The sequence below is a fragment of the Mycolicibacterium sediminis genome (assembly GCF_010731735.1).
GTDB classification, from domain to species: domain Bacteria; phylum Actinomycetota; class Actinomycetes; order Mycobacteriales; family Mycobacteriaceae; genus Mycobacterium; species Mycobacterium sediminis.
Genome location: NZ_AP022588.1, coordinates 5,258,001 through 5,282,830, shown reverse-complemented (window position 1 = coordinate 5,282,830; position 24,830 = coordinate 5,258,001). Strand labels below are relative to the sequence as shown.

Sequence of the window (24,830 nt, the reverse complement as noted above, 5' to 3'; positions counted from 1 at the left end):
GAATTCACGGCCGTGGCAGGACCGCATCGGCCAGCTCACCGAGGGCGCGGATCACGTCCGGGTCGTCGGACAGCACCTCGACGACGGCCGACTGGACCGCGTCCCGCAGGCCGAGCCCCTCGGCGACGAGGCCGCCCGCGAGGATCAGGATCCGCGTCGATGCGACCTCGTTGAGCGCCGACCCGTCCAGACCGCGGATGGCAGCGCCGAGCGCGACCAGCGATCGCGCGGTCGACTCGTCGATGCCCGCCTCGCGGGCGACGACGTCGGTCTCGACGTCGGCAGTGGGAAAGCCGAGGGTGATCGCGACGAATCGCTGACGCGTCGACTCCTTGAGGCTCTTGAGGATGCTCTGGTACCCGGGGTTGTAGGAGACGACGAGCTGAAAGCCCGGGGCGGCGGACAGGGTGATCCCCAGGCGATCGATGGGCAGCTCGCGGCGGTGGTCGGCGAGCGGATGGATGACGACAGTGGTGTCCTGGCGGGCTTCGACGATCTCGTCGAGGTAGCAGATGGCGCCCTCCCGCACGGCCCGGGTCAGCGGACCGTCGGCCCAGACGGTCTCACCACCCTTGAGCAGGAACCGGCCGACGAGGTCTGCCGAGGTCATGTCCTCGTGGCCGGCCACGGTGATCAGTTCCCGTCCGAACTCGTGGGCCATGGCCTCGACGAAGCGGGTCTTACCGCACCCGGTGGGTCCCTTGAGCAGTACCGGTGAACCTCGCCGCGCCGCCGCCCGGAAGGTCTCGACCTCCTTGCCGACGGCACGGTAGAACGGTGCCGGTGAACCGCTCTCGGCCGGCGGCCGGAGACTATCGACCGTCATCGGCACGTTGGATCGGCACCACGGATGGCATCGTCACGCCGTCGGGCAGTACCAGCTCGCCGTCGTGGTCGACGAACCCCGAGTGCTTGGTCGTTAGCGGCAGAACGGGATTCGGACACGGTCGGTCGGTTCCCTCGCCGCAGATGCCGGGGTTGAAGTACGAGCGCTTCTGCACGTCTTCCGGCCACGGGTCGCCGTGCATGCCGAGCCAGGTCGCGGGCACGTTGTAGAAGAGGAAGAAGCAGGCGCTGACACCGCCGAAGATCGCCAGGAAGCGGATGAACTGCTGCTTGACGACCCCGCCGCGCACACGGTCCAGGCCTCGCTCGACGACGGTGCGTCCCCGGTCGTCGGTGAAGAAACGCAGGCAGCACAGTGCCGCCTGAACGCCACCCCACATCAAGCCCTCGTAGATCGGCCACTGGTAGTACGTCCCGGCGTTGAACGACAACGACTGGATGGCACCGGGATAGGAGTAGAAGCCGATCGGCAGCATGACCAACGCCTCCATGACGAAGTCGAGCACGAACGTGATCGCATAGGTGACCAGAACAAGTCTCAGATTGGACATCGCGGGCCAACGGTTCTTGATCCTTCGCATGAGCCAACACCCGACGATGGTGATCAGCAGCACGCCGTACATGTAGCCGGGGATGTTGGTCAGCAACGGTTCGGGGACGGTGTGGCCCGGCTCCTCGTGTGCCACCCAGCCCGGGATGTGCGGTGCCCAGGAACCTCGGTTCCACAGCCATGCGTTGTAGGTGCACCAGGTGCTGTAGTAGTTGAGCATCGGATCCTGGAACATCATCAGGCCCATCGACACCAGCAGCATGCCGTCGAGCGTGATGCGCCTCTCCCGCAGCCACGGCCGGACGAGGAAGAACCACAGCGCGAACGGCAGGCCGATCCACAGTATGACGGCGTTGGCCATCAGCGGGATCTGCATGTACATCGGCGGCTCGCTCGGTCCCCCCTCCACCGGTTCGAAGAAGGGGCCGGTGACCCAACGGACGAACACGTAGAGCGTGTAGGCCAGGAACACGGCGCCCACCGTCGCCCAGACCTTGAAGGCGCCCGACGACGGCGGCCTCTCTCGCCCCAGGTCGGTTGTCGCACTGACCGACTCGGTGATGGCGGACTTCTTGAACGGGTCACTCATGATCGGATTCCTCCCGGCGATCTGACAGCGGTCACCCGCCGCGCACCTGGCGTCGGCGACCCAATGCGCTCGAATATACTCATCGGTATCTGAATAGCCAATGGGTATCTGAGAATCTGTGACAGACTTTCGCCATGGTGGAGCGGTGGACCCGCGAACGGCGGCTCGAGCACACCCGCGCGCTGCTGCTCGACGCCGCCGAAGACGTCTTCGCCGAAAAGGGTTTCACATCAGCGACTCTGGATGACATCGCGCACGCGGCCGGCTACACCAAGGGCGCCATCTACAAGCACTTCGCGACCAAGGAGGAGCTGTTCCTGGCGGTCAGCGATCGCTACTGGCGACGCTACTTCGACAACTTCGCCGAGGTCATGTCGGACGCAAACCGCGTCGGGGGACGTGAACTCGACGAGATCGCCGAGCGCTGGCGCCAGCTGAGCATCGACCGCGGCGCCGAGCATGCCGCACTGGGCCTCGAGTTCACGCTGTACCTGGTCCGTAATCCGGAGGCTCGAGACCGAGTGGCCGCCAAGCGGTCAGAAGTGGTGGACGCCTTGGCGACGTTCATCGTGGAGGGCATCGAAGCGCTCGGGGGCAGCCTGTTGATCCCGCCGCTGACCTTCGCCCGGGCGTTGGTCGCCACCAGTGACTCCGTGGTCCTCGGCAGCCAGCTCGACGACGTGGATCTCTTCAGGCCCGTCGTGGAGATGTACCTGTCGGCGATCAAGCTGCCGGACTGAACCCACGTGGGCGACGGCACACCGGCCGAATCAGGTTTGCGCCACCGAGATCGACTTGGTATCGGCGTACCCGTCGATTCCCTCGCGGCCCAGCTCGCGGCCATATCCGCTGTTCTTGACGCCGCCGAAAGGAGCGAACGGGTCCATCGTGTAGCCCTGGTTGACGCCGAACGTGCCGGTGCGGATGCGGTGGGCTACAGCGAGTCCGCGGTCGGAGTCGGCGGTGAACACGGAGCCGGCCAGGCCGTAGTCGGAGTCGTTGGCGATGGTCACGGCGTGGTCGTCGTCCGTATAGGGGATGACGACGAGCACCGGACCGAAGATCTCCTCGCGGGCGATGCGCATGGAGTTGTCGGCCTCCGCGAACAGCGTCGGACGGACGTACCACCCGCGGTCGATGCCGTCGGGCATGTCGGGGCCGCCCACGACGAGGCGGGCGCCCTCGCGCCGACCGACGTCGATGTACTCGCGGACCCGGTCCTGCTGGCGTTGCGCGACGAGCGGACCCACTTGCGTCGCGTCGTCCCAGGGGTCGCCGACGGTGAGGCCGGCGACCTCCGCGGCGAGCGCGTCGGTGAATTCGTCGGCGCGGCCGGCAGGCACCAGCACGCGAGTCAGCGCGTTGCAGATCTGCCCACTGTTCGACAGGCTCGCCGACCGGATGCCCGTCGCCACGGTGGCGGGGTCCGCGTCGTCGAGGACGATGGCCGCGGACTTCCCGCCGAGTTCGAGGCTGACGCGGCGTAGATCGGTGGCGCAGGCTGCGGCCACCGCCTTGCCGGCGCCGGTCGAACCGGTGAAGGACACCTTGTCCACACCCGGGTGCCCCACCAGGTACTCGCTGAGTTCACGGCCGCCGGGAAGCACGCTGACCACGCCCGGCGGCAGGTCCGCCTCGGCGATGAGTTCGGCGAGCAGCAGTGCGTTCAGGGGTGTCTCCGGTGCGGGTTTCACGATGACCGAGCATCCGGCCAACAGGGCGGGCACCAGCTTGGTGATGATCAGGAACTGCGGCATGTTCCACGGCACGACGGCCGCAGCGACGCCGATTGGCTCGCGAAGAACGTGGAGGTCGGAGCCGTACCGCCCCGGCCGCACCTCCCGCCACGGGTACGTTTCGGCGAGATCGCAGAACGCGGTGATCATGCTCCACGGCAGGGCGACCTGGGCACGCCTGGCGAAGCCGATCGGAGCCCCCAGCTCGGAGGTGATGAGTTCGGCCATCTCCGTGCGCCGTTCGCCGTAGCACTCGGCCAACCGGCGGATGGCGGCGATGCGCTCTCCGGGGTCCAGTCTCGGCCACGGCCCGGTGTCGAACGCCGCCCGGGCGGCGGCCACCGCGTCATCGACGTCCGCAGGTGCCGCGGCGGCCACCCGTGCCACGGGGGTTTCGGTGGACGGCGATACCACCTCGATGCGGGCATCGGTGCCGGGTGCCATCCACGCACCGCCGATGAAGAGCCTGTCCTGATGCAATCGACGATCTCCTTCGTGCAACGGCACTCATTATCAACTACTTGTGATTGATGCGCCGAGCATATACCGTCGAGGGAGCGGGTTCTCGAGATTGCGTCGAAAGGCCACGTTGCTCGAAAGGCCTTGTTGCGAGGCTGATTGCGCATCGCACGACGCAGACCTCGTGCGACGACGTGCAGCCCGAGTCGACAGGAGACGCCCATGCCTCGCTTCCCGAAACCGGCGGAGGGCAGCTGGACCGAGCACTATCCGCAGCTGGGCACCGCTCCGGTCTCCTACGAGGACTCCATCGATCCCGAGCACTACGAGGTCGAACGTCAGGCGGTCTTCAAGCGTGCCTGGCTGAACGTCGGTCGCGTGGAACGCATCCCGCGCAAGGGCAGCTACTTCACCCGCGAACTCAAGGTCGCCAACACGTCGATCATCGTGGTGCGCACCGGCACCGGCGAGATCGAGGCGTTCCACAACATCTGCAGGCATCGCGGCAACAAGCTGGTGTGGAACGACATGCCGCTGGAGGAGACCAGCGGTGTGTGCCGGCAGTTCACCTGCAAGTACCACGCGTGGCGCTACGACCTGGACGGCAACCTGACCTTCGTGCAGCAGGAGGGGGAGTTCTTCGACCTGGACAAGAGCCGGTACGGACTGGTCGGCGTGCACTGCGAGGTGTGGGAGGGCTTCATCTTCGTCAACTTCGCGCCGGAGCCCGAGCAGACGCTGCGCGACTTCCTCGGTCCGATGATCACGAATCTGGAGGGCTACCCGTTCGGGCAGATGACGTCGCGCTGGCACTACCAGTCGGAGGTGAAGGCCAACTGGAAGCTCTACATGGACGCCTTCCAGGAGTTCTATCACGCGCCCGTACTGCACGCGAACCAGTCGCCGACGGCCTACTCGAAGGCGGCCGCGGAGGCGGGGTTCGAGGCGCCGCACTACCGCATCGAGGGTCCGCACCGGCTGGTCAGTACGTCCGGGGTCCGCGCCTGGGAAATGGCCGACGAGATGCGCAAGCCGATCGAGGACATCTGCCGAAGTGGTCTGTTCGGGCCGTGGGACAACCCGGACATCGGCGAGATGCCCGTGGGCTTGAACCCCGCGAAATGCGATCCCTGGGGCCTGGATTCGTTCCAGTTGTTCCCGAACTTCGTCATCCTGTTCTGGGGTCAGGGCTGGTACCTGACCTACCACTATTGGCCGACGTCGTACAACACCCACGTGTTCGAGGGGACGGTCTACTTTCCCGAACCACGCACCCCACGGGAGCGCATCGCGCAGGAACTGGCGGCGGTCTCGTTCAAGGAATACGGATTGCAGGATGCGAACACCCTCGAGGCCACGCAGAGCATGATCGAGTCACGCGTGCTCGACGACTTCGTGCTGTGCGACCAGGAGGTGCTGATCCGGCACCTGCACCAGGAGACGGCCGCCTGGGTGGACGACTACCGCCGCAAGACTGCGGAGGCGTGACGTGACGACGACGCGAATCGGCATGCTGCCGACGGAGTTCGCCGATCTGGAGCCCTTCTCCGAGTGGTGCCTCGGCTCCGAGAAGGAGCGGTACGCGAAGCGACTCGGCAGCACGATGCGCGACATGCAGGCGTTCTACGACGCGATCACGCCGCGAGCCGAGGAGGCGATCTCCTACTGCGACAAGTTCACCCTCGACGAACTCCCCGAGGACGTCCTCAACCTGATGCACCTGCTGTACTCGATGATCATGGTGTCGTTTCCGGTGGAGTGCTGGAAGCAACCCCGGGTGCCCGACTCCGGCGCCACGTCGCTGGATTGCGACTCCGAGCCCGTGCCGTGACGACGACGATCCTGCGGGCCGCACGGTGGGCCGACGTCGAGGCGGGTCTGGTCCGGTCGCCTGCCGTGGTCGTCATCGAGGACGACAGGATCTCGGCGGTCGATCCCGAGGTGCCACCGGAGAACCCCGACCAGGTCATCGACCTCGGGGACGTGACGCTGCTCCCCGGTCTGATGGACATGGAACTCAACCTGCTGATCGGCGGGCCCGGCGGGCCGGAGGGGCTGCCGAGCCCGATGCACGGAGTGCAGGACGATCCGGCCTACCGGACGCTGCGCGGCGCAGTCAACGCACGCTCGACCCTCGAGGCCGGCTTCACCACCGTCCGCAACCTCGGCCTGATGGTGAAGACCGGCGGCTATCTGCTGGACGTCGCGCTGATGCGGGCCATCGATCAGGGTTGGCACGTCGGGCCGCGGATCTACCCGGCGGGTCACGCGGTCACCCCGTACGGCGGTCACCTCGACCCGACGGTGTTCCAGAGGCTCGCCCCCGGGATCATGCCCCTGTCGGTGGCCGAGGGCATCGCCAACGGTGTCGACGAGGTCCGCGCCTGTGTGCGCTACCAGGTTCGGCACGGCGCCAAGCTCATCAAGGTGTCGGCGTCGGGCGGCGTGATGTCGCACAGCACCGCGCCGGGTGCGCAGCAGTACTCGGACGACGAATTCGCCGCGATCGCCGACGAGGCCCACCGCGCCGGCGTGCGCGTCGCCGCACATGCGGTGGGCGACAGTTCGATCAGGGCGTGCATCAGGGCCGGCATCGACTGCATCGAGCACGGCTTTCTGGCCTCGGACGACACGATCAAGCTGATGGCGGACACGGGCACGTTCCTGGTCTCGACCACCTACCTCACCGAGGCGATGGCGATCGACCGCATCGCACCCGAGCTGCGAAAGAAGGCCGAGGTGGTCTTCCCGCAGGCGCAGGCGATGCTGCCGAAGGCGATTGCCGCCGGCGTCCGGATCGCCTGCGGAACCGACGCGCCGGCGATCCCGCACGGTGACAACGCGAAGGAGATCGTCGCGCTGGTCCGCCGCGGCATGACTCCCATGGAGGCGCTGCGGGCGGCCACCATCACCGGCGCGGAACTCATCGCGGCCGACGACGAGCTGGGTCGGCTCGCGCCGGGCTACCTCGCCGACGTCATCGCCGTCCCCGGTGATCCCTCCGTCGACATCGCCAACACCCTGGACGTGCGGTTCGTGATGAAGAATGGCGTGGTCTACAAGAACTGACGTCGCGTGGGGAGAAGCGGGCATGGAACAGAAGGACAACATCCTCTGGCTGCTCAAGCAGGCCTGGTACTTCTCGCTGACCTCGGTGAACGAGTCGGTGAGCGAGCACGGCGTCAGCACCGCGCAGATCGGCATGCTGCGGCAGCTCGCCTCTGAACCCGGGCTGTCCGGGGCCGAACTGGCCCGGCGCATGCTCATCAGCCCGCAGGGCGTCCAACTCGGCCTCAAGGAACTCGAGCGCCGCGAACTGGTGGAACGCAAACAGGATCCACAGCACGGCCGCATTCTGCAGGCGTTCCTCACCGAGAACGGACGGAAGGTCGCCGAGGCCGTCGTCAGTGATGCCATCACCGCGCAGGACAAGGTCTTCGGCGTTCTGAGCGACGCCGAGCAGGCCACGCTCCGGGAGCTGCTGGGTCGGATCATCGAGCAGGGCACCGGGCACGAGCTGCACCACGATCACATCGGACCCGAGTAGTCCCGGTTCCTTCGTCGTCGTGCCCCTTGCCATCAATGACAAGTACTTGATAATGTCGAGGCATCATGGCCTCGGAGACCGAAGTGGACGGGTTCGCCCCGCTGCGCATCGCGCGCGTCGTACGCGAGACGGCCGACGCGGTGTCCCTGGTGCTCGACGTGCCCGAGCACTGTGCGCGTCGATTCCGTTATCAGGCAGGCCAGTTCCTCACGCTCCGCGTCACCGTCGGCGGGCGTGACCTCCGACGGTGCTATTCGATGTCGTCGGCGCCGGTCGAGGACGAACTGCGCATCACGGTCAAGCGCGATCCCGGCGGCGTCGTGTCCAACTGGATCAACGACACGGTCGTCGAGGGCGACGAGGTACACGTGGGCCCGCCGGAGGGACGGTTCGTGCTGCGGGGAGACCTCAGCGGCGCAACGGAAGTGGTGGCGTTCGCCGGGGGCAGCGGGATCACCCCGATCATGTCGCTCGCGCGTGCGGCGGTCGACGACCCCGATCGTCGCGTCCGGGTGTTCTACGCCAACCGGTCGCGCGAGTCGGTGATCTTCGCGCGACCGCTCGACCGGCTCGTCGCCGAACACGGGGAGCGGGTGCTGGTACACAAGCACTTCGACGAGGACGACGGTGTCGTCACCCCCGCCGCGATCGAGGCCTTCATCGAACCCGCGGGCGACGCCCACTACTACGTCTGTGGGCCTGGACCGTTCATGGAAGCCGTCGAGGAGAGTCTGCTCGCGGCGGGTGTGAAGGAGTCGCGCCTGCACCTCGAACGCTTCACGGTCGCCGTCCCGGAGCCGAACGCGATGGACGAGTCATCCGTCACCGAGGACGTGGTCATAGAACTCGACCGGAAGAAGGTCGTCGCGTCCTATCGACGGGGCGACACGCTGCTGCAGACGGCCAGGTCTGCGGGGCTGCGCGCGCCTGCGTCGTGCGAAACGGGTTCGTGCGGAACCTGTATGGCCCGCATCGTCGAGGGTAGTGCCCGGATGTTGAACAACGATGCGCTGGACGACGACGAAGTGGACGAGGGCTGGGTGCTGACGTGTCAGTCACTGCCCACCAGCCGGAGGGTTCGGATGACCTATGAGTAGTCCGACGGGCCGGGTCGCGGTGGTGACCGGCGGCGCATCAGGCATGGGCGAGGCGACCTGTCACGAGCTAGGCCGACGTGGCCACGCGGTCGCGGTGCTGGACCTGGACGAAGGCGCCGCGCAGCGCGTCGTCGACGCGTTGCGGGCCGATGGCGTGACCGCGCTGGCGGTGGCGGCCGACGTCAGCGATCATGCGGCCGTCACGGGGGCGTTCGCGAAGGTGCGTTCCGAACTCGGACCGGTGCACGTTCTGGTGACCAGTGCGGGCGTCGTCGGTTGGTGTCCCTCGGTCGATCTGACGCCGGAGGCATGGCAACGGGTGATCGACGTCAACCTGACGGGCACCTTCTTCTGCGCGCAAGCGGCACTGCCCGACATGATCGAGGCGGGTTGGGGCCGCATCGTGATGATCTCGTCGTCCAGCGCACAGCGGGGGTCGCCGGGCATGGCCCACTACGCCGCGTCGAAGGGCGCGCTCATCTCGCTGACCAAGTCCCTCGCGCGCGAATATGGACCGATCGGCATCACCGTCAACAACATTCCGCCGTCGGGCATCGAGACGCCCATGCAGCACCACGGGCAGGCGACCGGCAACCTGCCCCCGAACGAACAAATGGCGGCCAGCATTCCGCTGGGTCATCTGGGCACGGGCGACGACATCGCGGCGGCAGTGGGTTTCCTGTGCTCGGAGCAGGCCGGCTTCATCACCGGACAAACGCTCGGTGTCAACGGTGGGTCGGTGATGTGATGACGGATGACGGCGAGAGGCAGGGGATGTCAGGTGCGTAAGTGGCCGAAGCCCAGCGAGGGCAGCTGGACCGAGCACTATCCCGAACTCGGTACGGGACCGGTGTCCTTCCGCGACTCGATCTCGCCCGAGTTCTACGAACTCGAACGCGAGGCCGTCTTCAAGCGGGCCTGGCTGAATGTCGCGCGCGTCGAGGAGTTGCCGCGGACGGGTAGTTACCTCACCAAGGAGATCGAGGTCGCGAAGTCGTCGGTGATCGTGGTGAAGGATCGCGACGGTCGCATTCGCGCCTTTCACAACATCTGCCGCCATCGCGGAAACAAGCTGGTGTGGAACGACTTCCCGAACGACGAGACCAGGGGCACGTGCAGGCAGTTCACCTGCAAGTACCACGGCTGGCGCTACGGACTCACCGGTGAGCTGAACTTCGTCCAGCAGCCGGGTGAGTTCTTCGACCTCGACCGGAGTGAATACGGGCTCGCTCCGGTCGCGTGCGACGTGTGGAACGGGTTCGTCTTCATCAACTTCGACCCGGAGCCGCGGCAGAACCTGCGCGAGTTCCTCGGCCCGATGATCACCGCGCTCGACGACTATCCGTTCGAGCTGATGACCGAGCGCTATGACTTCGTGGCGCACAACGACAGCAACTGGAAGGTCTTCGCCGACGCCTTCCAGGAGTACTACCACGTGCCGTCGCTGCACAGCCAGCAGATCCCGACCGAGGTGCGTCAACCCGATGCGACGTTCGAGTGCGGGCACTTTCAGATCGACGGGCCGCACCGCCTGGTGTCCACGGCGGGCACCAGGAGGTGGCTGCTCGCGCCGGAGTTCATGTATCCCGTCGAGCGCGCGACGCGCAGCGGCTTGGTGGGACCGTGGCGTACGCCGGAGACGCATCAATCCGAAGGCCTCAACCCCGGCGGCATCGAGCCGTGGGGCATCACCAACTTCCAGATCTTCCCCAACCTGGAGATCCTGATCTACCACGGGTGGTACCTGCTCTACCGGTACTGGCCGACCTCGCACAACACCCACAGATTCGAGGCGTACAACGCCTTTCACCCGGCTGCCACGGTGCGCGAACGGGTCGAGCACGAGGTCGCCTCGGTGGTGCTGAAGGAGTTCGCGCTGCAGGACGCGGGCATGCTCGGCGGCACGCAGGCCGCCCTCGAGTACGACGTGGTCGACGAGTATCCGCTCAACGACCAGGAGATCCTGGTGCGCCACCTGCACAAGGTGTCGGTCGACTGGGTCGAGGACTACCGGCGCGAGCACGAGGCGGTGAAGGTGTGACCATGCTTCCCAGCTCGTTCGCCGAGTACGAGCAGTACGCCGAGAAGTGGTGCCTGGCAACCGAGCCCGAGCGCTGGGCGATGCGCCTGTCGACGCCGATGCCGGTGATACGGGAGTTCTACGATGCGTTCACGCCACGGTTCGAAGAGGCGATCGACTACTGCGACAAGTTCCCGCTCGAGGAACTGCCCGACGACGTGCTGAACCTGCTGCACCTCGTCTACTCGATGATCCTGGTGTCGATGGCCGTCGAGGTCTTCGGGACGCAGAAGCCCGCCGACTCCGCCGACGCCGTCATCGACCGCGTCAGCGCGCCGGTGCCCTGAGAAAGGCTCGCACATGACCGTATTGACGATCACCAAACTCACCGCGTCGGTGGGCGCCGAGGTCACCGGCGTCGACTCCGACCGACTCGCGAGCGACGACACGCTGGGTGCGGACATCCTGGACGCGCTGGAGGACAACGGAGTCCTCGTGTTCCCCGGCCTCGCCCTCGAGCCGGAGGCGCAGGTGGCCTTCTGCCGGCGGCTGGGCGAGATCGATCACTCCTCGGACGGCCATCATCCCGTGGCCGGCATCTATCCGGTGACGCTCGACAAGTCCAAGAACTCGTCGGCCGCCTACCTGCGTGCCACCTTCGACTGGCACATCGACGGCTGCACCCCGCTGCGGGACGAGTGCCCGCAGAAGGCCACAGTGCTGTCCGCCAAGCAGGTGGCCTCCAGCGGTGGCGAAACGGAGTTCGCGAATTCCTACGCCGCCTACGACGCGTTCACCGACGCCGAGAGGGAGCGCTTCGGCGCACTGCGGGTCGTGCACTCGCTGGAGGCGTCGCAACGTCGGGTCACGCCCGACCCGTCGCCGGAGGAGTTGGCGCGGTGGCGTGCTCGGCCCACCCACGAACATCCGCTGGTGTGGACCCACCGCAGCGGTCGCAAGTCGCTCGTCCTGGGAGCCTCAGCCGACCACGTCGTGGGCATGGACCCCGACGAGGGTCGGGCGCTACTCGCGGACCTGCTCGACCAGGCGACGCGGCCCGAGCTCGTCTACGGCCACCGGTGGTCGGTGGGGGACACGGTCATCTGGGACAACAACGGCGTCCTGCACCGCGCAGCGCGGTACGCGCCCGACTCGCCGCGCGAGATGTTGCGCACGACGGTCCTCGGCGACGAGCCCATTCAGTAGGTGAGGCAGCCGAGGATCGAGCCGCTGCGGCCCGAGGAGTGGGACGACGGCACGCCAGACGCCCTGAGCCCGCTGCTGCCCGCCGAGCGCGCCAACCCGGACGACGCCGGTGCGCTGCTCTCGACGCTGCTGCGGCACGAGTCGCTGACGCGGGCCTACCTGCACTTCAACGCCCATCTCCTGTTGCACTCGACACTGTCGCCGCGGGTGCGGGAGATCCTGATCCTGCGCGCCGCGGTGCATCGCGGCTGCGACTACCTCTGGGACCACCACGTGCCACTCGCGCGCCGCGCCGGACTGACGGACGACGAGATCGCGGCGGTGCGAACCGGCGGGGGCGTCGCACTGGGTGACCTGGACCTGCTCGTCGCGGCCGCCGCCGACGAACTCGACACCCACGACACCCTCTCGGAGTGGACGTGGGCAGCGCTGAGCGAGCCGTTCGACGAGCGACAGCGGATGGATCTGGTGTTCACCGTCGGCGCGTATCACCTCCTGGCGCTGGCCGTGAACGCGTTCGGCATCGTCGATGACTGACCGCCGTCGTTGACGGAGGTTGGCCGGTGTGAAAACCTGATACGCAAAGATGAGAATTACGTTCTCGTCTGACGAGATCGTCTCCCGAAGGAGCAGCGCATGACGGAGGACCTCACCACGGTCGACTTCTTCCGGGACGGGCGGTTGACCGACGACCCGTACCGGTTCTACGAGGCGCTGCGCGACAAGTGCCCGGTGAGTCGCGAGGACCACTACGGCGTGACGATGGTGACCGGCTGGCAGGAGGCCGTCGACGTCTACAACGACTCCGACACCTTCTCGTCCTGCATCTCGGTGACCGGACCGTTCCCCGGCTTCCCGGTGCCGCTCGACGGTCTGGCGGACGGGGACATCACCGACCTCATCGTCGAGCACCGCGACGAGATCCCCTTCAGCGATCAGCTGCCCACGCTCGACCCGCCGACGCACACCAACCACCGCGCGCTCCTGATGCGCTTGATCACCCCCAAGCGCCTCAAGGAGAACGAGGACGCCATGTGGCAGCTGGCCGACGACATCCTCGACGGCTACCTCGCCCCCGGCAAGGGCGAGTTCATCAAGGGCTTCGCCGCCCCGTTCACCCTGCGCATCATCGCCGACCTGCTCGGCGTGCCCGAGGACGACCGGGCCGAACTCCTCGACCGTCTCGCCCGCGGCACTCATGGCAGCGCGGTCGGCAACGCCGACAAGACGATGAACAAGACGCCGCTGGAGTACCTGTACGAGATCTTCGCGACCTACGTCGAGGAGCGGCGGGCCGAACCCCGCGACGACGTCCTGACCGGCCTGGCGACGGCGGCGTTCCCCGACGGGACGATGCCCGAGGTCGCCGACGTGGTGCGCGTGGCCACGAACGTGTTCTCCGCCGGCCAGGAGACGACGGTGCGGCTGCTCAGTACCGCGTTGAAGGTGCTGGGCGACCGTCCCGACGTCCAGGCCCAGCTCCGTGCGGATCGCAGCCTGCTGCCCAACTTCATCGAGGAGTGCCTTCGCATCGAGAGCCCCGTCAAGGGCGACTTCCGGCTGTCCCGGGTCCCGACGACCGTGGGGGAGCAGGCGCTGCCCGCGGGGTGCACGGTGATGGTGATCAACGGTGCGGCCAACCGCGATCCCCGCCGGTTCGAGAATCCGGACGACTTCGATCCCGAGCGCAAGAACGCGCGTCAGCACCTGGCCTTCGGACGCGGCATCCACAGCTGCCCGGGTGCGCCGCTGGCTCGCGCCGAGACCAGGGTGGGTCTCGAGCGGATCCTCGACCGCACCACGGACATCCGCATCTCGGAGGACGAGCACGGGCCGGCCGGCGATCGCCGCTACCAGTACATTCCGACCTACATCCTGCGCGGACTCACCGAGCTGCACCTGGAGTTCGACCTGCGATGAAGGTTTTCGTCGATGAGGACCGGTGCGCGGGGCACGGCATGTGTCTGACGCTGTGCCCCGAGGTCTTCGACATGAGTGACGACGGTTGGGCAGTCGCCGATCCCGGTGACGTTCCGGTCGAGCTGGAACCCGCCGCCCGCGAGGCGATCGCGAACTGCCCCGAACGGGCCATCCGCGAAATCAGTTGACGTCAAAGGAGATGCAGTGGCCAAGGGATATGTGATCATCACCGAGGACATCAAGGATCAGGCCGGCATGGGCGAGTACGCCAAGCTGGCCAGTCAGACGATGGCCACCGCCACCGTGCTGGCGTTCGGTCCCGTCGTCGAGACCCTCGAGGGGGAGTGGCACGGCACGCAGACCGTGCTCTTGGAGTTCGAGTCCGTCGAGGCGGCCAAGGAGTGGTACCAGTCCGACGCCTACCAGGAGGCGCTGAAGCTGCGCCAGGCGGCGGCCGACTGCAACGGCGCCATCCTCACCGGCTTCTAGATTCTCCGCCGCTGGCCTACCGGCGAGCAGACGCGAACTCTCCTGAATCGTCGCGTACGAGGGGAGTTCGCGACTGCTCGCGGATGACTGAGCAGCGGATCACTCGTCGACGATGGCGATGGCCTGTCGCGGGCACTGTCGCACGGACTCCCTGACCTGTTGCTCGTTGTCGGGCGTGACGTGGTCGGTGAGTACGTGCAGGTAGTCGTCGTCGTCGAGGTCGAATACCTCGGGGATGATGCCCATGCACACCCCGTTGCTCTCGCACAGGCCGAAGTCGACCTCGATCTTCTGTGTCATGGCTACCTCAGCACCCGCACCGGCACGTGGTGGTAGCCGGCGACGTTCTGCATGTTCACCCGCTGCAGCCGGTCGAAGTCGACCTCGTAGCGCGGCATGAAGTCGAGCAGGTGCTCGAGCGCGATAGCGGTCTCCATGCGGGCCAGCGCAGCGCCCAGGCAACTGTGAATCCCATAGCCCAGCCCTAGATTCTGGGCCTCCGTGCGGTCGCGGTCGATGTCGAAGGTCTCGCCGTCGGTGAAGGCCCGCGGGTCGCGGTTGGCCGACGCTCCCATCAGGAAGACCGGCTTGTTCGCCGGGATGAGGCCGCTCGGTACCTCGACGTCCTTGACGCTGTAGCGCACGTTGTACTGCACGGGTCCGACCCAGCGCAGCAGTTCCTCGACGGCGGCGGGGATCTTGCTGCGATCGTCGAGCAGCTTCTGCCACTGGTCGGGATGCCGCGCGAACTCGACCACGGCGCTGCCGACGAGCTTGGTGACGGTCTCGGCGCCGGCGCCACCCAGAAGGATGGTGAATCCGGTGATCTCGACGTCGTCGAGTTTGCGCATCGTGCCGTCCTCGCACGGGATCTCCGCGGCGATCAGACGGCTGATCATGTCGTCCCGAGGATTCTCCCGGCGCTCGAGGACCAGGCCGTAGTAGTAGATGCCCGAATCGATGTTGGCCTGCATGTTGTCGTCGTCGCCGTCGATCTGACCGGGCTTGCGGTGCAGGCTCTTGTCGATCCAGTGGCGGACCTGCTGGCGGAAGTCCTCGGGTACGCCCGCCATGCGGGTGATGACCTCGACGGGGAAGGGGCCCGAGAAGTCCTGCACGACGTCGAAGTCGTCGGGGTTCGCCTTCCCCAGGTAGTGCTCGACGAGTTCGACGACCGTCTCGCGCTGCGACAGGATGGCACGCGGCGTGAAGGCCTTGTTGAGCAGGCTGCGCATGTGCCGGTGATCCGGTGGATCCATGAAGATGATCGACTTCTGCGGCGGCTCGTCGGAGCGCACCATGCCCAGGTCGCATCCGCGCGCCGACGAGAAGGACTCGTGATCCTTGAAGGCTGCCGCGACGTCCTCGTGTCGGGTCAGCGCGTAGAAGTCCTCGACCTCGTCGTAGTAGAGGGGGGCTTCGTCGCGCATCCGCTGGTAGACGTCGTACGGGTTGTCGAAGTACTCCTGCGCGAATGGATGGAATACCAGCTTGGGCTTGGTCACGAGGTCCTCCTCGGCGCTGGACGGGCAGATGGCGCAGTTACGGAAGGCTGCGGGTTTGTAACGGCAACAGTATGGGCCACGGCGTCGGGGAATTCAGCCGAATCGCCAACCGGTCGAGCCTCGGTCACCGGGCTGCGCCCGCGTCCACGAGGGCGTCCAGCACGCCGAGGTCACCACCCAGTTCGGCGACGGTACGACGCACCACCGCGACGTCCTTGCCGATGAATTCGCCGACCGCGGAGATGAACGCGTGCGCCGAGCCGGCCGAGGCGATCAGGTCGAGCGCGCGGCTTCCAGCGCTGCCGTGCACGAGGGCCTCAAGCAGCGGGGTCTCGTCCATCCCGAGCCGCGCCGCCAGGCGGACGGCCTCCGCGACCAGACCGATCTGTGCGGCGAACATCGTGTTGTTCAGCAGCTTCACCAGTTGCCCGGCACCCGTCGTCCCCGCATGCAGGACGGGGTCACCGTATGCACCGAGCACCGGCCCGACGCGGCCGACGGCGTCCTCGGAGCCGCCGACGAACAGCGTGACGTGGCCCGCGGCGATGTCGTGCGGGCCGCCGCTGACGGGTGCGTCGACGACGTCGACCGCTGGGAAGCGGCTCGCGATGGCCCGTGCGGTGTCCGGACTGCCGGTGGTGTGCACGACGAGCGTCGCGCCGGGCGTCATCCGTTCCACCAGGTCGCCGTTCAGGCAGAGATCGGCCACCTGGTCGTCGGTGAACACGCAGACGACGACGACGTCGGCTCCGGCGGCGACGTCGGCGATCTCGCGGACCGGCGTGGCCCCCAGATCAGCGATGGCGGAACGCTTCTCGTCGGTGCGTCCGAGCGCGCGCACGTCGTGGCCGGCCTCGGCGAGGCGGTGCACCATGGGTGCCCCCATGCGGCCCGCGCCGACGAAGCCGACCTTCACCGCGCGTGGTCCATCGACGCCAGCGCGGTGTCCGCGGCGGCGAAAACGCTGCCCTCCGGTACCGACGCGTGCTCGGCGAGGCTCGCCGCGTGCCGAACGTCCTTCTGCAGCAACGCCCCCGCGATGGGCGCCAGGCCTTCCAGCGTGCCGCCGAACATCGTGATGCTCCCGATTGCCTTGCTCGTCGCGGAGCCCCGGTTGAGTACCTCGCACAGCCGGTCGCGCGGGATGCCGAGCGCATCGCCCAGCTGCAGTGTGCTGATCGCGCTGCCGAGATTGGCGCTGAACTGCAGGTTGTTGAGGATCTTCGCGACCTGTCCGGCGCCCAGTTCACCGAGGTGCACGATGGCGTCGGAGTAGGTGGCGAAGACCGGCCGGACCTTCTCTACGACGGCCTCGTCACCGCCCACCATCACCATCAGAGTGCCCGCCTCGACCGCGGGCCCGCCCCCGCTCACCGGCGCGTCGATCAGGATCAGCCCCTTGGTGGCCGCCAGGCCCGCGAGTTCACGGCAGGTGTCCGGGTGCACCGTGCTGTGGACGGCGATGATGCCCCCGGGCGCCATGCCCGCCAGCACCCCCGTCTCCCCGTCGAGGACCTGCCGGACGTCGTCGTCACCCACCACGCACAGGCAGACCAGGTCGCTCGCCGCACCGAGTTCCGCGGGCGTCTCCGCGACCGTCGCCGCGGTGTCGGCATAGGGCTCCAGGGATTCGGGCCGGCGGGCCCACAGCGTCAGGTCGAACCCGCCCTCGACGATCCTGCGCGCCATCGGCCCGCCCTGACTCCCCAGCCCGATGAATCCGACCCGCATCACTCCGCCTCCACCTTCGATTCGACGCGACCGCCCCGTTTGGCGGCCACGCATCCGTCCAAGAACGTCAGTACGCGCTGGTGATAGCCGCCTGCGGTGCGCCCGACGCTGAGATTGTGTCCGCTGTCGGCCATCTCGTTGACCGCCACCGTCGGCGCGTTCGAGAACCCCGAAGCGATCGCCGCCACCGCGTCGGCTGACGACTCCCAGACGGCTTCGTGGTCGGCGACGCTGAACTCGACCGGAACCGAGACGCGCGCAGCCAGTTCGGAGAAGTCGCGGCGCGTCCACCCAGCGGTCACCCGGCCCTCGTAGGCCACGCCCGGCGCCGACAGCGCGCCCGTCAGCACCTCCGGCGGGTAGAACTCGGTGGGTTGCCACAGCAGGTCGCGCAGTCCTGCCGGACGCGAGGTGACGGTGGCCGCCTCGATCAGCGCGAGCGCCTCGGGCCGGTAGCGCAACCCGGTACCCGCCAGCTCGAGGCCGATGACGTCGCCACCGCGGTCGTCGACCGCCATCCGCAGTGCCAGTTCGCAACCGGCGGAGTGTGCGACGAGGAAGAGTCCGGCACCTCGCTGCGTCTCGCCGAGAGTGCGGTCGACCGCGCCGTAGGACAGCGCCACCCGTCGGTCCGGCTCGGTCATCTCGTCGGCCCACAGCGCGGATGCCCCGTAGCCGGGCCGGTCGAGCGCGATCGCGGTCACGCCGGCGGCCGTGGCGGCCCGCAGCAGCGACAGTTCCGGGTGGCCGGGGCAGTCGAAGTACGCCGACGACGTGGCACCACCGTGGATCGCGACGACGACCGCGCGGGGGTCGGCGACCTCGGCCACGAGGGCGGACATCGGAATGCCGTCGACCATGACGACGCGGGGGGTCGGGATCACGCGTCGGACCGAAGGAGCATCACGCCGCTGGGCGTCAGCCCACCGCTACTGGTGACGGCGACCCGTGCCCCCGCCACCTGCCGGTCACCGGCCTCGCCGCGCAGCTGGGTGACGGCTTCGTGGATCAGGCCCATGCCGTGCGTGCGGCCGTGCGACAGCTGTCCGCCGTGCGTGTTGAGCGGAATGATGCCGTCGCGGGCGATGTTCCTGCCGCCGTCGAGGAAGTCCTTGGCCTCGCCGATGCCGCAGAAGCCGAGGCCCTCCAGCCACGACAGGCAGTTGAACGTGAAGCCGTCGTACAGTTCCGCCACGTGAACGTCGCTCGGACGCAACGACGTTCGGGACCACATGTGCGCGCTCTGGCCGAGTACCTGTGGCTCGTGGGTGAGGGTGGTCTGGTCCCAGTCGAGCCGCTCGATGATCTGCGTGCCCACGGCCTCGAACCGGATCGGGGGCTTCGCGAGATCCTTCGCGGCGTCGACGGCCGAGACGATGACGGCGACGGCACCGTCACACGGGACGTCGCAGTCGTAGAGCCCGAACGGCGTCGTGATCATCCGGGCGGAGAGATAGTCGTCCATGGTCATCGGGTCGCGATAGATGGCCGTCGGGTTCAGCGCGGCGTTGGCACGCTGGTTCAGCGCGATCCACCCCAGGGTCTCGCGCGTGGTGCCGTAGCGGTCGAAGTGGCGACTCGCGTTCTGCGCCAGCACGTGCGCCGCCGAGACCGCGCCGAAGGGATGCTGGAAGCTGGCGGTGCGGGCACCCATCGGAGGGGCCATCCTGCCCTCCTTCATCAGCTGCTGAAACGTCGCCTCCCACAGCGTGCGGAAGCACAGCACGTGGCGGGCCATCCCGGTGGCCACCGCCATCATCGCCGCGATGACCGAACCGCCGGGACCGAACGTGTCCATGCCGCCGTTGATCCACGTCGGACGCAGACCGAGCGCACCCTCCAGCGCGCTGACGCCACCTTCGCCCATCCCCGCCACGTCGAGGCCGGGATAGGTGGACAGGCCATCGATGTCGTCGTAGGTGAGGCCCGCATCGGCGATGGCCTCCTCGCACGCCTGGATCGTCAGCGACAGCGGCGGGACCATCTGCCTGCGGCCGATCGTCGACATGCCGATGCCGGTGATGGCCGAGTGGTCCTCGAACTTCGCCGTCGTCAGCATCGGCCGTACGTGGTCGGCGAAGCGCTCGGGCGGGATCAGATCCGCCGGCATCGCGGTGGGGGCGTCCGCGTCGGGCGCCGGCCTGAACAGCGGGAGCCAGACGTCCTCGATCTGCTGGAACGTCACCTCGACGGGTTGGCCGATCGCCAGGTCGTCGGGATCGGCGTCGATGACGTTGGTGGTCAATCGGACTCGCGGGTCCTCGAGGATCGCGACCTCGGCTACTACGTAAGGCGGAGGCAGGTCGGGAAAACCGAAGCGGTGGTTGACGGACAACCCCGCGAGCGTGGCCTTCCCCGACACGACGCGGACGCCCATCTCGGTACGACGGCAGTACCGGCACACCGGTGCGGGCGGGTGGATCAGCGCCCGACAGTTGAGGCACTCCTGGATGCGCAGCCGGCCGTCGGCGCCCGAGGTCCAGAAGAACTCGTTCTGTGCGGTGAGCTGGGGCAGCGGGCGTGTCACCGGACGAACTCCGAGATCGCTTCGTTGTCCTCGGTCGAGGGGTGCGGCTCGGGAGCCTCGTCCGGAACGGCTTGCGGGCGTGCGCGAGAAGGTGGCTGCCCGCCCATGTCGATGATCGCGTGTACCGGGCAGTCGAGCAGTGCCCGCACCACGGCTGGACGGTCGGAATCTCGTACGGTGCCGTCGCCGATGAGCGACGCGTAGCCCCAGTCGTCGAGCGAGAAGTACTCGGGCGCGTGCTTGGCGCAGATCCCGAATCCATCGCACATCGTGCGGTCGAGCCTGATGCGCATCGGATCACTCACGACACCGCCTCCACTTCGTAGGGCCGGGCGGCTGCGTACGCGTCCGTGCGGCACGGCTCGCAGGCGCCGGCCAGGTGGCGGGCGACGTCATTCGGAAACGCCCTGAGCAGGCTGGCTGCCACGTTGGTCGCCGCGTCCAACGTCGCGCACGCCCCACGTCCGCGCAGCACCACCGACCACCGCTCGAGCCTGCCGAGATCCTCGGGCGTCGCGGCGCCGTCCCGCAGCGCCCCCGCGACTGCGGCCATCGCCGCGGTGCCGTTGAAGCACGAACCGCACTGGCCGGCGTTCTCGCGGTCGAAGTACGACAGGACCGACGCCGCGACCGCGACCGGGCACTCGTCGGAGATGACGGCCACCGCTCCGCACCCGAGTCCGCTGCCGAGCCGTCGCATGGTCTCGTGGTCGAGCGTGACGTCCAGCACCTCGCGGTTGAGCAGCCCCGCGAAGTACCCACCCATCAGTACGCCGCTGACGTTCTCGATCGAAACACCATGGTGGGTGAGCAGTTCGGTCACCGACGTGCCGTGCGGCAACTCGTACAGCGCGGGTGGTCTGTCCCCACCGGTCACCGTCGCGAGGAACGTGCCGGGGGAGGCCGACGTGCCCTGCGCGCGGTACGTGTCGCTTCCGTGGCGCAGGATGAACGGCAGGTTGGCCAATGTCTCGACGTTCGAGACGAGGGTGGGCAGACCGCGGACTCCCTCTTGGAATGGGCGGGGCGGTTTGTCGGTGGGCTTGGCGGGACCACCGTTGACGGCGCGGACCGCGGCGGTCTCCTCCCCGGCGACGTAGCCGGGATCGACCGTCACCACCGCGACCGCGAGTCCCGTCGAGGGGACGGAGTGCAGAGCGGCGTTGACCGCCTCGGCGGCCAGCACGTCGGACAGGTACACGTGCGCATGGTCGGCGCCGACGATCCGTGCGGCCAACCGGATGCCGTCGAGCACGAGGTGGGGTCGGTTGCGCAGCAGCCACTTGTCCTTCACCGAGGCGGGCTCACCCTCCTCGCCGTTGGCCAGCACCACCGTCGGCACGCCGCCACGTCCCGCGTCGCGCACCGTCCGCAGTTTCACGGCGAGGGGAAAGGCGGCGCCGCCCCGCCCCAGCAGTCCACTGCGGTCCACCTCGTCGAGCAGGGCGTCCGGATCATCGAGGTCCTGATACCCGCCGGCCTCGACGTAGGTCGCGTAGTCCTCGGCCGTCTGCTCGAGGCGCAGCAGGCGGGGTTCGAGTCCGGGCCAGACCGCGGCGGACACGAGGGCGGTCGACCCGTTCTCCATCGTGGTCACGATCGAGCCCCGTCGCCCGGGCATAGGCTGCGAGACATGAGGACTGCCGTGGTGCGCGTCGACGTCGATCCCTCGGCGTCGCTGAGCGCCGCCCAGCTGCGCGACGGCATGGCGAGGCTCGCGGAGTTGGCGGCCGATCTCGGCGCAGACGTCGTCGCAGCGGATCTCGCGTCGATGCCCGCCGATCGCCGGCAGGTCGAGGTCCTGATCTCCGGCAACGACCCGGACGCACTGCAGCGCACGGCGATGGGACTGTGCGTGCGGGCGTTCGGCGACTTCGGCGCGGAACCGTCACCGGGAGTTCTCACGTACGTCAGCAGGGGAACCGACGACGATGCACACGGCGTCCTCGCCGGCATGGGCCTCAGCGCGGAGGTCGAGCGCACCGCCACCGACGCCGGCTGGGACCTCGTGACGGTGACGCTGACGAGGTCCGACCTGACGCGGGTGCCCGAGAGTCGCGTGCACACGGCACTGGAGGCATCCCTGAACTGCGAGGTGCGGATCGTCGTGACGTGAGCGGCCGGGAGGGTCACGTCGACGTCTTCAGGAAGTCGAGGATCGCCGGCGCGGCCTGCACCCAGGTGTCGAACATGTTGAAGCGCTTGACCTTGCCCGAGGCGCGCGCCTCTCCGGCCCGCTCCCACGCGTCCTCCGGCCACGGCGGGTCGATCAGCGTGGAACCGTTGATCAGGCAGCTGATCTCGAGCGAGGTCCGCTTGGGATGGTCCATGTCGTTCTCGCCACCACGGATGATGAGCGTCGGAACGGTGATGTTGTCGAACAATTCGTCCTCGACGCCTGGGATGGTCTGGCCGGGCTTCGGGACGAAGGCGTTGAGCCAGCGCAGCATCAGCTTGAGGAACTGCGCGGGATCCTGATCCAGGATCCGCTGCTCGTTGTCCGGGTTCTCGGCGATGCGCTCCTGCCACTCGCCGACGCGGGCGACGTCCTTCATGCCGCCGCCGCGCACCGCGAGGATGCTCGGCACGATGTAGTAGGAACCCAGCACGAACGAGCCGTACACGCCGCCCACGATGTTCCACACCACCAGCTTCGTGACGAGTTCGGGATAGAGCATGGTGGTCAGCATCGAGTCGCGCGCGCCGCCGGAGCCGCCGGCGATGATGCACGGCCCGATGTCCAGCGCCGTGATCAGCTGCCGCAACGTGTCCGCGCGCATGTGCGATTCGCTCTGCCCGGTGAACTGGACGTCGGACTTGCCGCAGTTGGGCCGGTCCCACAGCAGCACCCGGTAACCGCCCTCGACGAGCTTGCGCGCCAGCGGCTTGAGGCCCGGGATGTCCTTGCTGAACCGGCCACCGGGCGTGAGCGCGATGAAGTCGCCCTCCTTGCCGAGGATCTCGTAGACGACGTTGCCGCCGTTGATCTCGATCTTCTTGTTGGGCAACGCGTCTCCTATGACGTCAGGCTTGAACCAGGACGTCGTTGCCGACGACCCGGACGGGATAGGTGCGGATGCTCCACTCCGGCTTGACGGCGGTGGTACCCGTCGCGAGTTCGAACCCCCACTGGTGCCAGGGACAGAAGATGAACTCCTTGTCGCGCACCATCACGGCGTCGCCGGGAACGTCGGGGTCCACGACGTTGAGGCCACGTGCGCGGCCCGAACACAGTGGACCGCCCTCGTGGGGACAGTAGTTCGCGATCGCGTAGAAGGTCCCGTTGACGTTGTAGACCCCGACACCGTGGCGTCCGATCGGCACCAGCTTGTGCGTGCCCGGTGCGATCTCGTCGACGGTGGCCACGACGTGTTCGCGCCCCTGGGCGAGCCGGGGCGTCTTCTCCTGGTCCATCTAGCTCGCGGTCCCCGGTCGCTCCGCTCCTGCCTGCCGCATCAGAAGACCCGGACCTGGCCCTCGAGTGCCGGCACGGTGTCCGGCAGCTTGTACGTCTCGATGCCGTTGCGGAACATGATGGCCTCGCGCGCGTGCTCCGGCAGATGCTTCACCAGCCAGCGTGGGTCGTCGAACGTCCAATGCGGGTAGTCGCTGCTGAACAGGAGGATCTTCTCGCACTCCATCCACTCGAACGCGCGGGACAACTCCGTCTTGTCCTCGGGGTAGTCGAGCGGCTGGGTGGTGAACTTGATGTGGTCCTTGACGTACTCGCTGGGCTTGCGCTTGATGTCCATCCACGACTTGCGCGCCGCATAGATGGCGTCCATCCGCCACATGAGCGGCAGGATCCAGGTGAATGCGTGCTCGACGAACACGATCTTGAGGTTGGGATGACGGTCGAACGTCCCGTCGAAGATGAGGCTCATGACCTGGTTCGCCGCGAGCAGCGAGTACGTGACCATGAAGTCGTGGTTGTAGCTGGGCAACCCGACCGGGGGCATCGGTAGCTCGTCGTAGTGGCTGCGCGACAGGTGGCAGCTGACGGTGATGTCGTGCTTGGCGGCGGCCGCCCAGATCGGGTCGTACTTGGGGTTGCCCCATGACGGCCGGGGTTCGGCCTTGATCAGGATCTGCGCCATGTAGGGGTGGCCGGCCCAGCGTTCGATCTCGGCCACACTGTCCTCGGGAGCCTCGATCGCCAGGCAGATGGAGCCACGCCACCGCTCGTGCCAGTTGTTGTGCGGGTCGAGCCAGTGATTGGCCTGCCAGTCGTTGATCGCATACGACATCGCGTGCTGCGCCTCGGGAATCCGCGCGGGATACGCGGCGGGTTCGAGGATGGCGATGTCCGCGCCGGCCTCCATGATCAACTGCTTGAACGCCAGATCGGGATCACTGCAGGCGAATTCGCCGTCCGGCGGAAACGAGTCGAGGCGCATCGCGTACGAGTGGGCGTAGTCGGGGGCGTCGTAGTAGATCTGGTCGCCGACCTTGTGCGTGCCGAAGTACTTGCTGCGCCACGGTTCGGGGATGTACTGCCCCAGTTCGCCGCTGCGGGGCGCCGGATGGACGTCGGAGTCGACGCACCGCACGGCGACGCGTTCTGCAGCTGGTACTCGCGGGTTGGCGGTGACGGTCACGAGGGCCTCC

At 67.7% G+C, this 24,830-nt stretch carries 29 protein-coding genes; 15 read left to right on the top strand and 14 right to left on the bottom strand.

Annotated elements, in window-relative coordinates:
- Nucleotides 1–4 precede the first annotated feature (4 nt).
- The gene (locus G6N64_RS25135; protein WP_163800526.1) at nucleotides 5–826 is read right to left on the bottom strand and encodes a CbbQ/NirQ/NorQ/GpvN family protein; all 822 of its coding nucleotides are present in this window, start codon (nucleotides 824–826) and stop codon (nucleotides 5–7) included.
- Nucleotides 813–1,985, bottom strand: coding sequence for a spirocyclase AveC family protein (locus G6N64_RS25130; protein ID WP_163800525.1), 1,173 nt, complete (start codon nucleotides 1,983–1,985; stop codon nucleotides 813–815). The genes G6N64_RS25135 and G6N64_RS25130 overlap by 14 nt, the downstream gene beginning before the upstream one ends.
- Nucleotides 1,986–2,119: 134 nt before the next feature.
- Here G6N64_RS25130 and G6N64_RS25125 point away from each other — a divergent pair, with 134 nt between their 5' ends.
- On the top strand, nucleotides 2,120–2,725 hold the full coding sequence (locus G6N64_RS25125; protein WP_163800524.1) for a TetR/AcrR family transcriptional regulator: 606 nt from the start codon (nucleotides 2,120–2,122) through the stop codon (nucleotides 2,723–2,725).
- 30 nt (nucleotides 2,726–2,755) lie between these two features.
- Here the strand turns inward: G6N64_RS25125 and G6N64_RS25120 are convergent, their stop codons facing one another.
- Nucleotides 2,756–4,165, bottom strand: a complete 1,410-nt coding sequence (locus G6N64_RS25120) for an aldehyde dehydrogenase (protein WP_174266999.1) — start codon at nucleotides 4,163–4,165, stop codon at nucleotides 2,756–2,758.
- Nucleotides 4,166–4,402: 237 nt separating this feature from the next.
- Here G6N64_RS25120 and G6N64_RS25115 point away from each other — a divergent pair, with 237 nt between their 5' ends.
- From G6N64_RS25115 to G6N64_RS25055, 13 genes are all read left to right on the top strand, one after another.
- Nucleotides 4,403–5,668 carry an aromatic ring-hydroxylating oxygenase subunit alpha gene (locus G6N64_RS25115; protein ID WP_163800522.1) on the top strand — a complete coding sequence of 422 codons (1,266 nt, stop codon included), beginning with the start codon at nucleotides 4,403–4,405 and terminating at the stop codon, nucleotides 5,666–5,668.
- Between the two features lie 22 nt (nucleotides 5,669–5,690).
- The gene (locus G6N64_RS25110; protein ID WP_163802108.1) at nucleotides 5,691–6,011 is read left to right on the top strand and encodes a hypothetical protein; all 321 of its coding nucleotides are present in this window, start codon (nucleotides 5,691–5,693) and stop codon (nucleotides 6,009–6,011) included.
- Complete coding sequence (locus G6N64_RS25105) at nucleotides 6,008–7,249, top strand: metal-dependent hydrolase family protein (RefSeq protein WP_163800521.1); 1,242 nt, start codon at nucleotides 6,008–6,010, stop codon at nucleotides 7,247–7,249. The genes G6N64_RS25110 and G6N64_RS25105 overlap by 4 nt, the downstream gene beginning before the upstream one ends.
- 22 nt (nucleotides 7,250–7,271) lie before the next feature.
- Entirely contained in the window at nucleotides 7,272–7,727 is a 456-nt protein-coding gene (locus G6N64_RS25100; protein WP_163800520.1) for a MarR family winged helix-turn-helix transcriptional regulator, read from the top strand.
- Between the two features lie 65 nt (nucleotides 7,728–7,792).
- On the top strand, nucleotides 7,793–8,824 hold the full coding sequence (locus G6N64_RS25095; RefSeq protein WP_163800519.1) for a ferredoxin--NADP reductase: 1,032 nt from the start codon (nucleotides 7,793–7,795) through the stop codon (nucleotides 8,822–8,824).
- Entirely contained in the window at nucleotides 8,817–9,572 is a 756-nt protein-coding gene (locus G6N64_RS25090) for an SDR family NAD(P)-dependent oxidoreductase (protein ID WP_163800518.1), read from the top strand. Before G6N64_RS25095 ends, G6N64_RS25090 begins: the two co-directional genes overlap by 8 nt.
- 33 nt (nucleotides 9,573–9,605) lie before the next feature.
- Complete coding sequence (locus tag G6N64_RS25085) at nucleotides 9,606–10,865, top strand: aromatic ring-hydroxylating oxygenase subunit alpha (protein WP_163800517.1); 1,260 nt, start codon at nucleotides 9,606–9,608, stop codon at nucleotides 10,863–10,865.
- 2 nt (nucleotides 10,866–10,867) lie between these two features.
- On the top strand, nucleotides 10,868–11,191 hold the full coding sequence (locus G6N64_RS25080; RefSeq protein ID WP_174266881.1) for a hypothetical protein: 324 nt from the start codon (nucleotides 10,868–10,870) through the stop codon (nucleotides 11,189–11,191).
- Between the two features lie 13 nt (nucleotides 11,192–11,204).
- The gene (locus tag G6N64_RS25075; RefSeq protein ID WP_163800515.1) at nucleotides 11,205–12,050 is read left to right on the top strand and encodes a TauD/TfdA dioxygenase family protein; all 846 of its coding nucleotides are present in this window, start codon (nucleotides 11,205–11,207) and stop codon (nucleotides 12,048–12,050) included.
- Nucleotides 12,051–12,587: a carboxymuconolactone decarboxylase family protein gene (locus tag G6N64_RS25070; protein WP_163800514.1), complete on the top strand. Its 537-nt coding sequence runs from the start codon at nucleotides 12,051–12,053 to the stop codon at nucleotides 12,585–12,587.
- A gap of 99 nt (nucleotides 12,588–12,686) precedes the next feature.
- Entirely contained in the window at nucleotides 12,687–13,970 is a 1,284-nt protein-coding gene (locus tag G6N64_RS25065) for a cytochrome P450 (protein ID WP_163800513.1), read from the top strand.
- Nucleotides 13,967–14,158 carry a ferredoxin gene (locus G6N64_RS25060; protein ID WP_163800512.1) on the top strand — a complete coding sequence of 64 codons (192 nt, stop codon included), beginning with the start codon at nucleotides 13,967–13,969 and terminating at the stop codon, nucleotides 14,156–14,158. Before G6N64_RS25065 ends, G6N64_RS25060 begins: the two co-directional genes overlap by 4 nt.
- Before the next feature lie 16 nt (nucleotides 14,159–14,174).
- Nucleotides 14,175–14,459 (top strand): DUF1330 domain-containing protein, encoded by a 285-nt coding sequence (locus G6N64_RS25055; protein WP_163800511.1) that lies wholly within the window; start codon nucleotides 14,175–14,177, stop codon nucleotides 14,457–14,459.
- A 99-nt stretch (nucleotides 14,460–14,558) separates the two neighbouring features.
- Here the strand turns inward: G6N64_RS25055 and G6N64_RS25050 are convergent, their stop codons facing one another.
- The 8 genes from G6N64_RS25050 to G6N64_RS25015 form a co-directional block, all read right to left on the bottom strand.
- Entirely contained in the window at nucleotides 14,559–14,759 is a 201-nt protein-coding gene (locus tag G6N64_RS25050; RefSeq protein ID WP_163800510.1) for a ferredoxin, read from the bottom strand.
- 2 nt (nucleotides 14,760–14,761) lie between these two features.
- The gene (locus tag G6N64_RS25045) at nucleotides 14,762–15,964 is read right to left on the bottom strand and encodes a cytochrome P450 (protein ID WP_163800509.1); all 1,203 of its coding nucleotides are present in this window, start codon (nucleotides 15,962–15,964) and stop codon (nucleotides 14,762–14,764) included.
- A 124-nt stretch (nucleotides 15,965–16,088) separates the two neighbouring features.
- Entirely contained in the window at nucleotides 16,089–16,880 is a 792-nt protein-coding gene (locus G6N64_RS25040) for an NAD(P)-dependent oxidoreductase (RefSeq protein ID WP_163800508.1), read from the bottom strand.
- The gene (locus G6N64_RS25035) at nucleotides 16,877–17,695 is read right to left on the bottom strand and encodes an NAD(P)-dependent oxidoreductase (protein WP_163802106.1); all 819 of its coding nucleotides are present in this window, start codon (nucleotides 17,693–17,695) and stop codon (nucleotides 16,877–16,879) included. Before G6N64_RS25035 ends, G6N64_RS25040 begins: the two co-directional genes overlap by 4 nt.
- Nucleotides 17,695–18,579: an alpha/beta fold hydrolase gene (locus G6N64_RS25030; RefSeq protein WP_308206660.1), complete on the bottom strand. Its 885-nt coding sequence runs from the start codon at nucleotides 18,577–18,579 to the stop codon at nucleotides 17,695–17,697. Before G6N64_RS25030 ends, G6N64_RS25035 begins: the two co-directional genes overlap by 1 nt.
- Entirely contained in the window at nucleotides 18,576–20,222 is a 1,647-nt protein-coding gene (locus G6N64_RS25025; protein ID WP_163800507.1) for a thiolase C-terminal domain-containing protein, read from the bottom strand. Before G6N64_RS25025 ends, G6N64_RS25030 begins: the two co-directional genes overlap by 4 nt.
- Nucleotides 20,219–20,515, bottom strand: a complete 297-nt coding sequence (locus tag G6N64_RS25020; protein ID WP_163802105.1) for a ferredoxin — start codon at nucleotides 20,513–20,515, stop codon at nucleotides 20,219–20,221. Before G6N64_RS25020 ends, G6N64_RS25025 begins: the two co-directional genes overlap by 4 nt.
- 8 nt (nucleotides 20,516–20,523) lie before the next feature.
- Complete coding sequence (locus G6N64_RS25015) at nucleotides 20,524–21,810, bottom strand: NADH-ubiquinone oxidoreductase-F iron-sulfur binding region domain-containing protein (RefSeq protein ID WP_163802104.1); 1,287 nt, start codon at nucleotides 21,808–21,810, stop codon at nucleotides 20,524–20,526.
- 45 nt (nucleotides 21,811–21,855) lie between these two features.
- Here G6N64_RS25015 and G6N64_RS25010 point away from each other — a divergent pair, with 45 nt between their 5' ends.
- Complete coding sequence (locus tag G6N64_RS25010) at nucleotides 21,856–22,338, top strand: hypothetical protein (RefSeq protein ID WP_163800506.1); 483 nt, start codon at nucleotides 21,856–21,858, stop codon at nucleotides 22,336–22,338.
- 13 nt (nucleotides 22,339–22,351) lie between these two features.
- Here the strand turns inward: G6N64_RS25010 and G6N64_RS25005 are convergent, their stop codons facing one another.
- From G6N64_RS25005 to G6N64_RS24995, 3 genes are read right to left on the bottom strand one after another with little or no spacing between them, the layout of a single operon-like run.
- Nucleotides 22,352–23,230 (bottom strand): alpha/beta fold hydrolase, encoded by an 879-nt coding sequence (locus G6N64_RS25005; RefSeq protein WP_163800505.1) that lies wholly within the window; start codon nucleotides 23,228–23,230, stop codon nucleotides 22,352–22,354.
- Between the two features lie 16 nt (nucleotides 23,231–23,246).
- Complete coding sequence (locus tag G6N64_RS25000) at nucleotides 23,247–23,636, bottom strand: Rieske (2Fe-2S) protein (RefSeq protein WP_163800504.1); 390 nt, start codon at nucleotides 23,634–23,636, stop codon at nucleotides 23,247–23,249.
- Between the two features lie 41 nt (nucleotides 23,637–23,677).
- Nucleotides 23,678–24,820: an amidohydrolase family protein gene (locus tag G6N64_RS24995; RefSeq protein ID WP_163800503.1), complete on the bottom strand. Its 1,143-nt coding sequence runs from the start codon at nucleotides 24,818–24,820 to the stop codon at nucleotides 23,678–23,680.
- Between the last annotated feature and the right edge of the window lie 10 nt (nucleotides 24,821–24,830).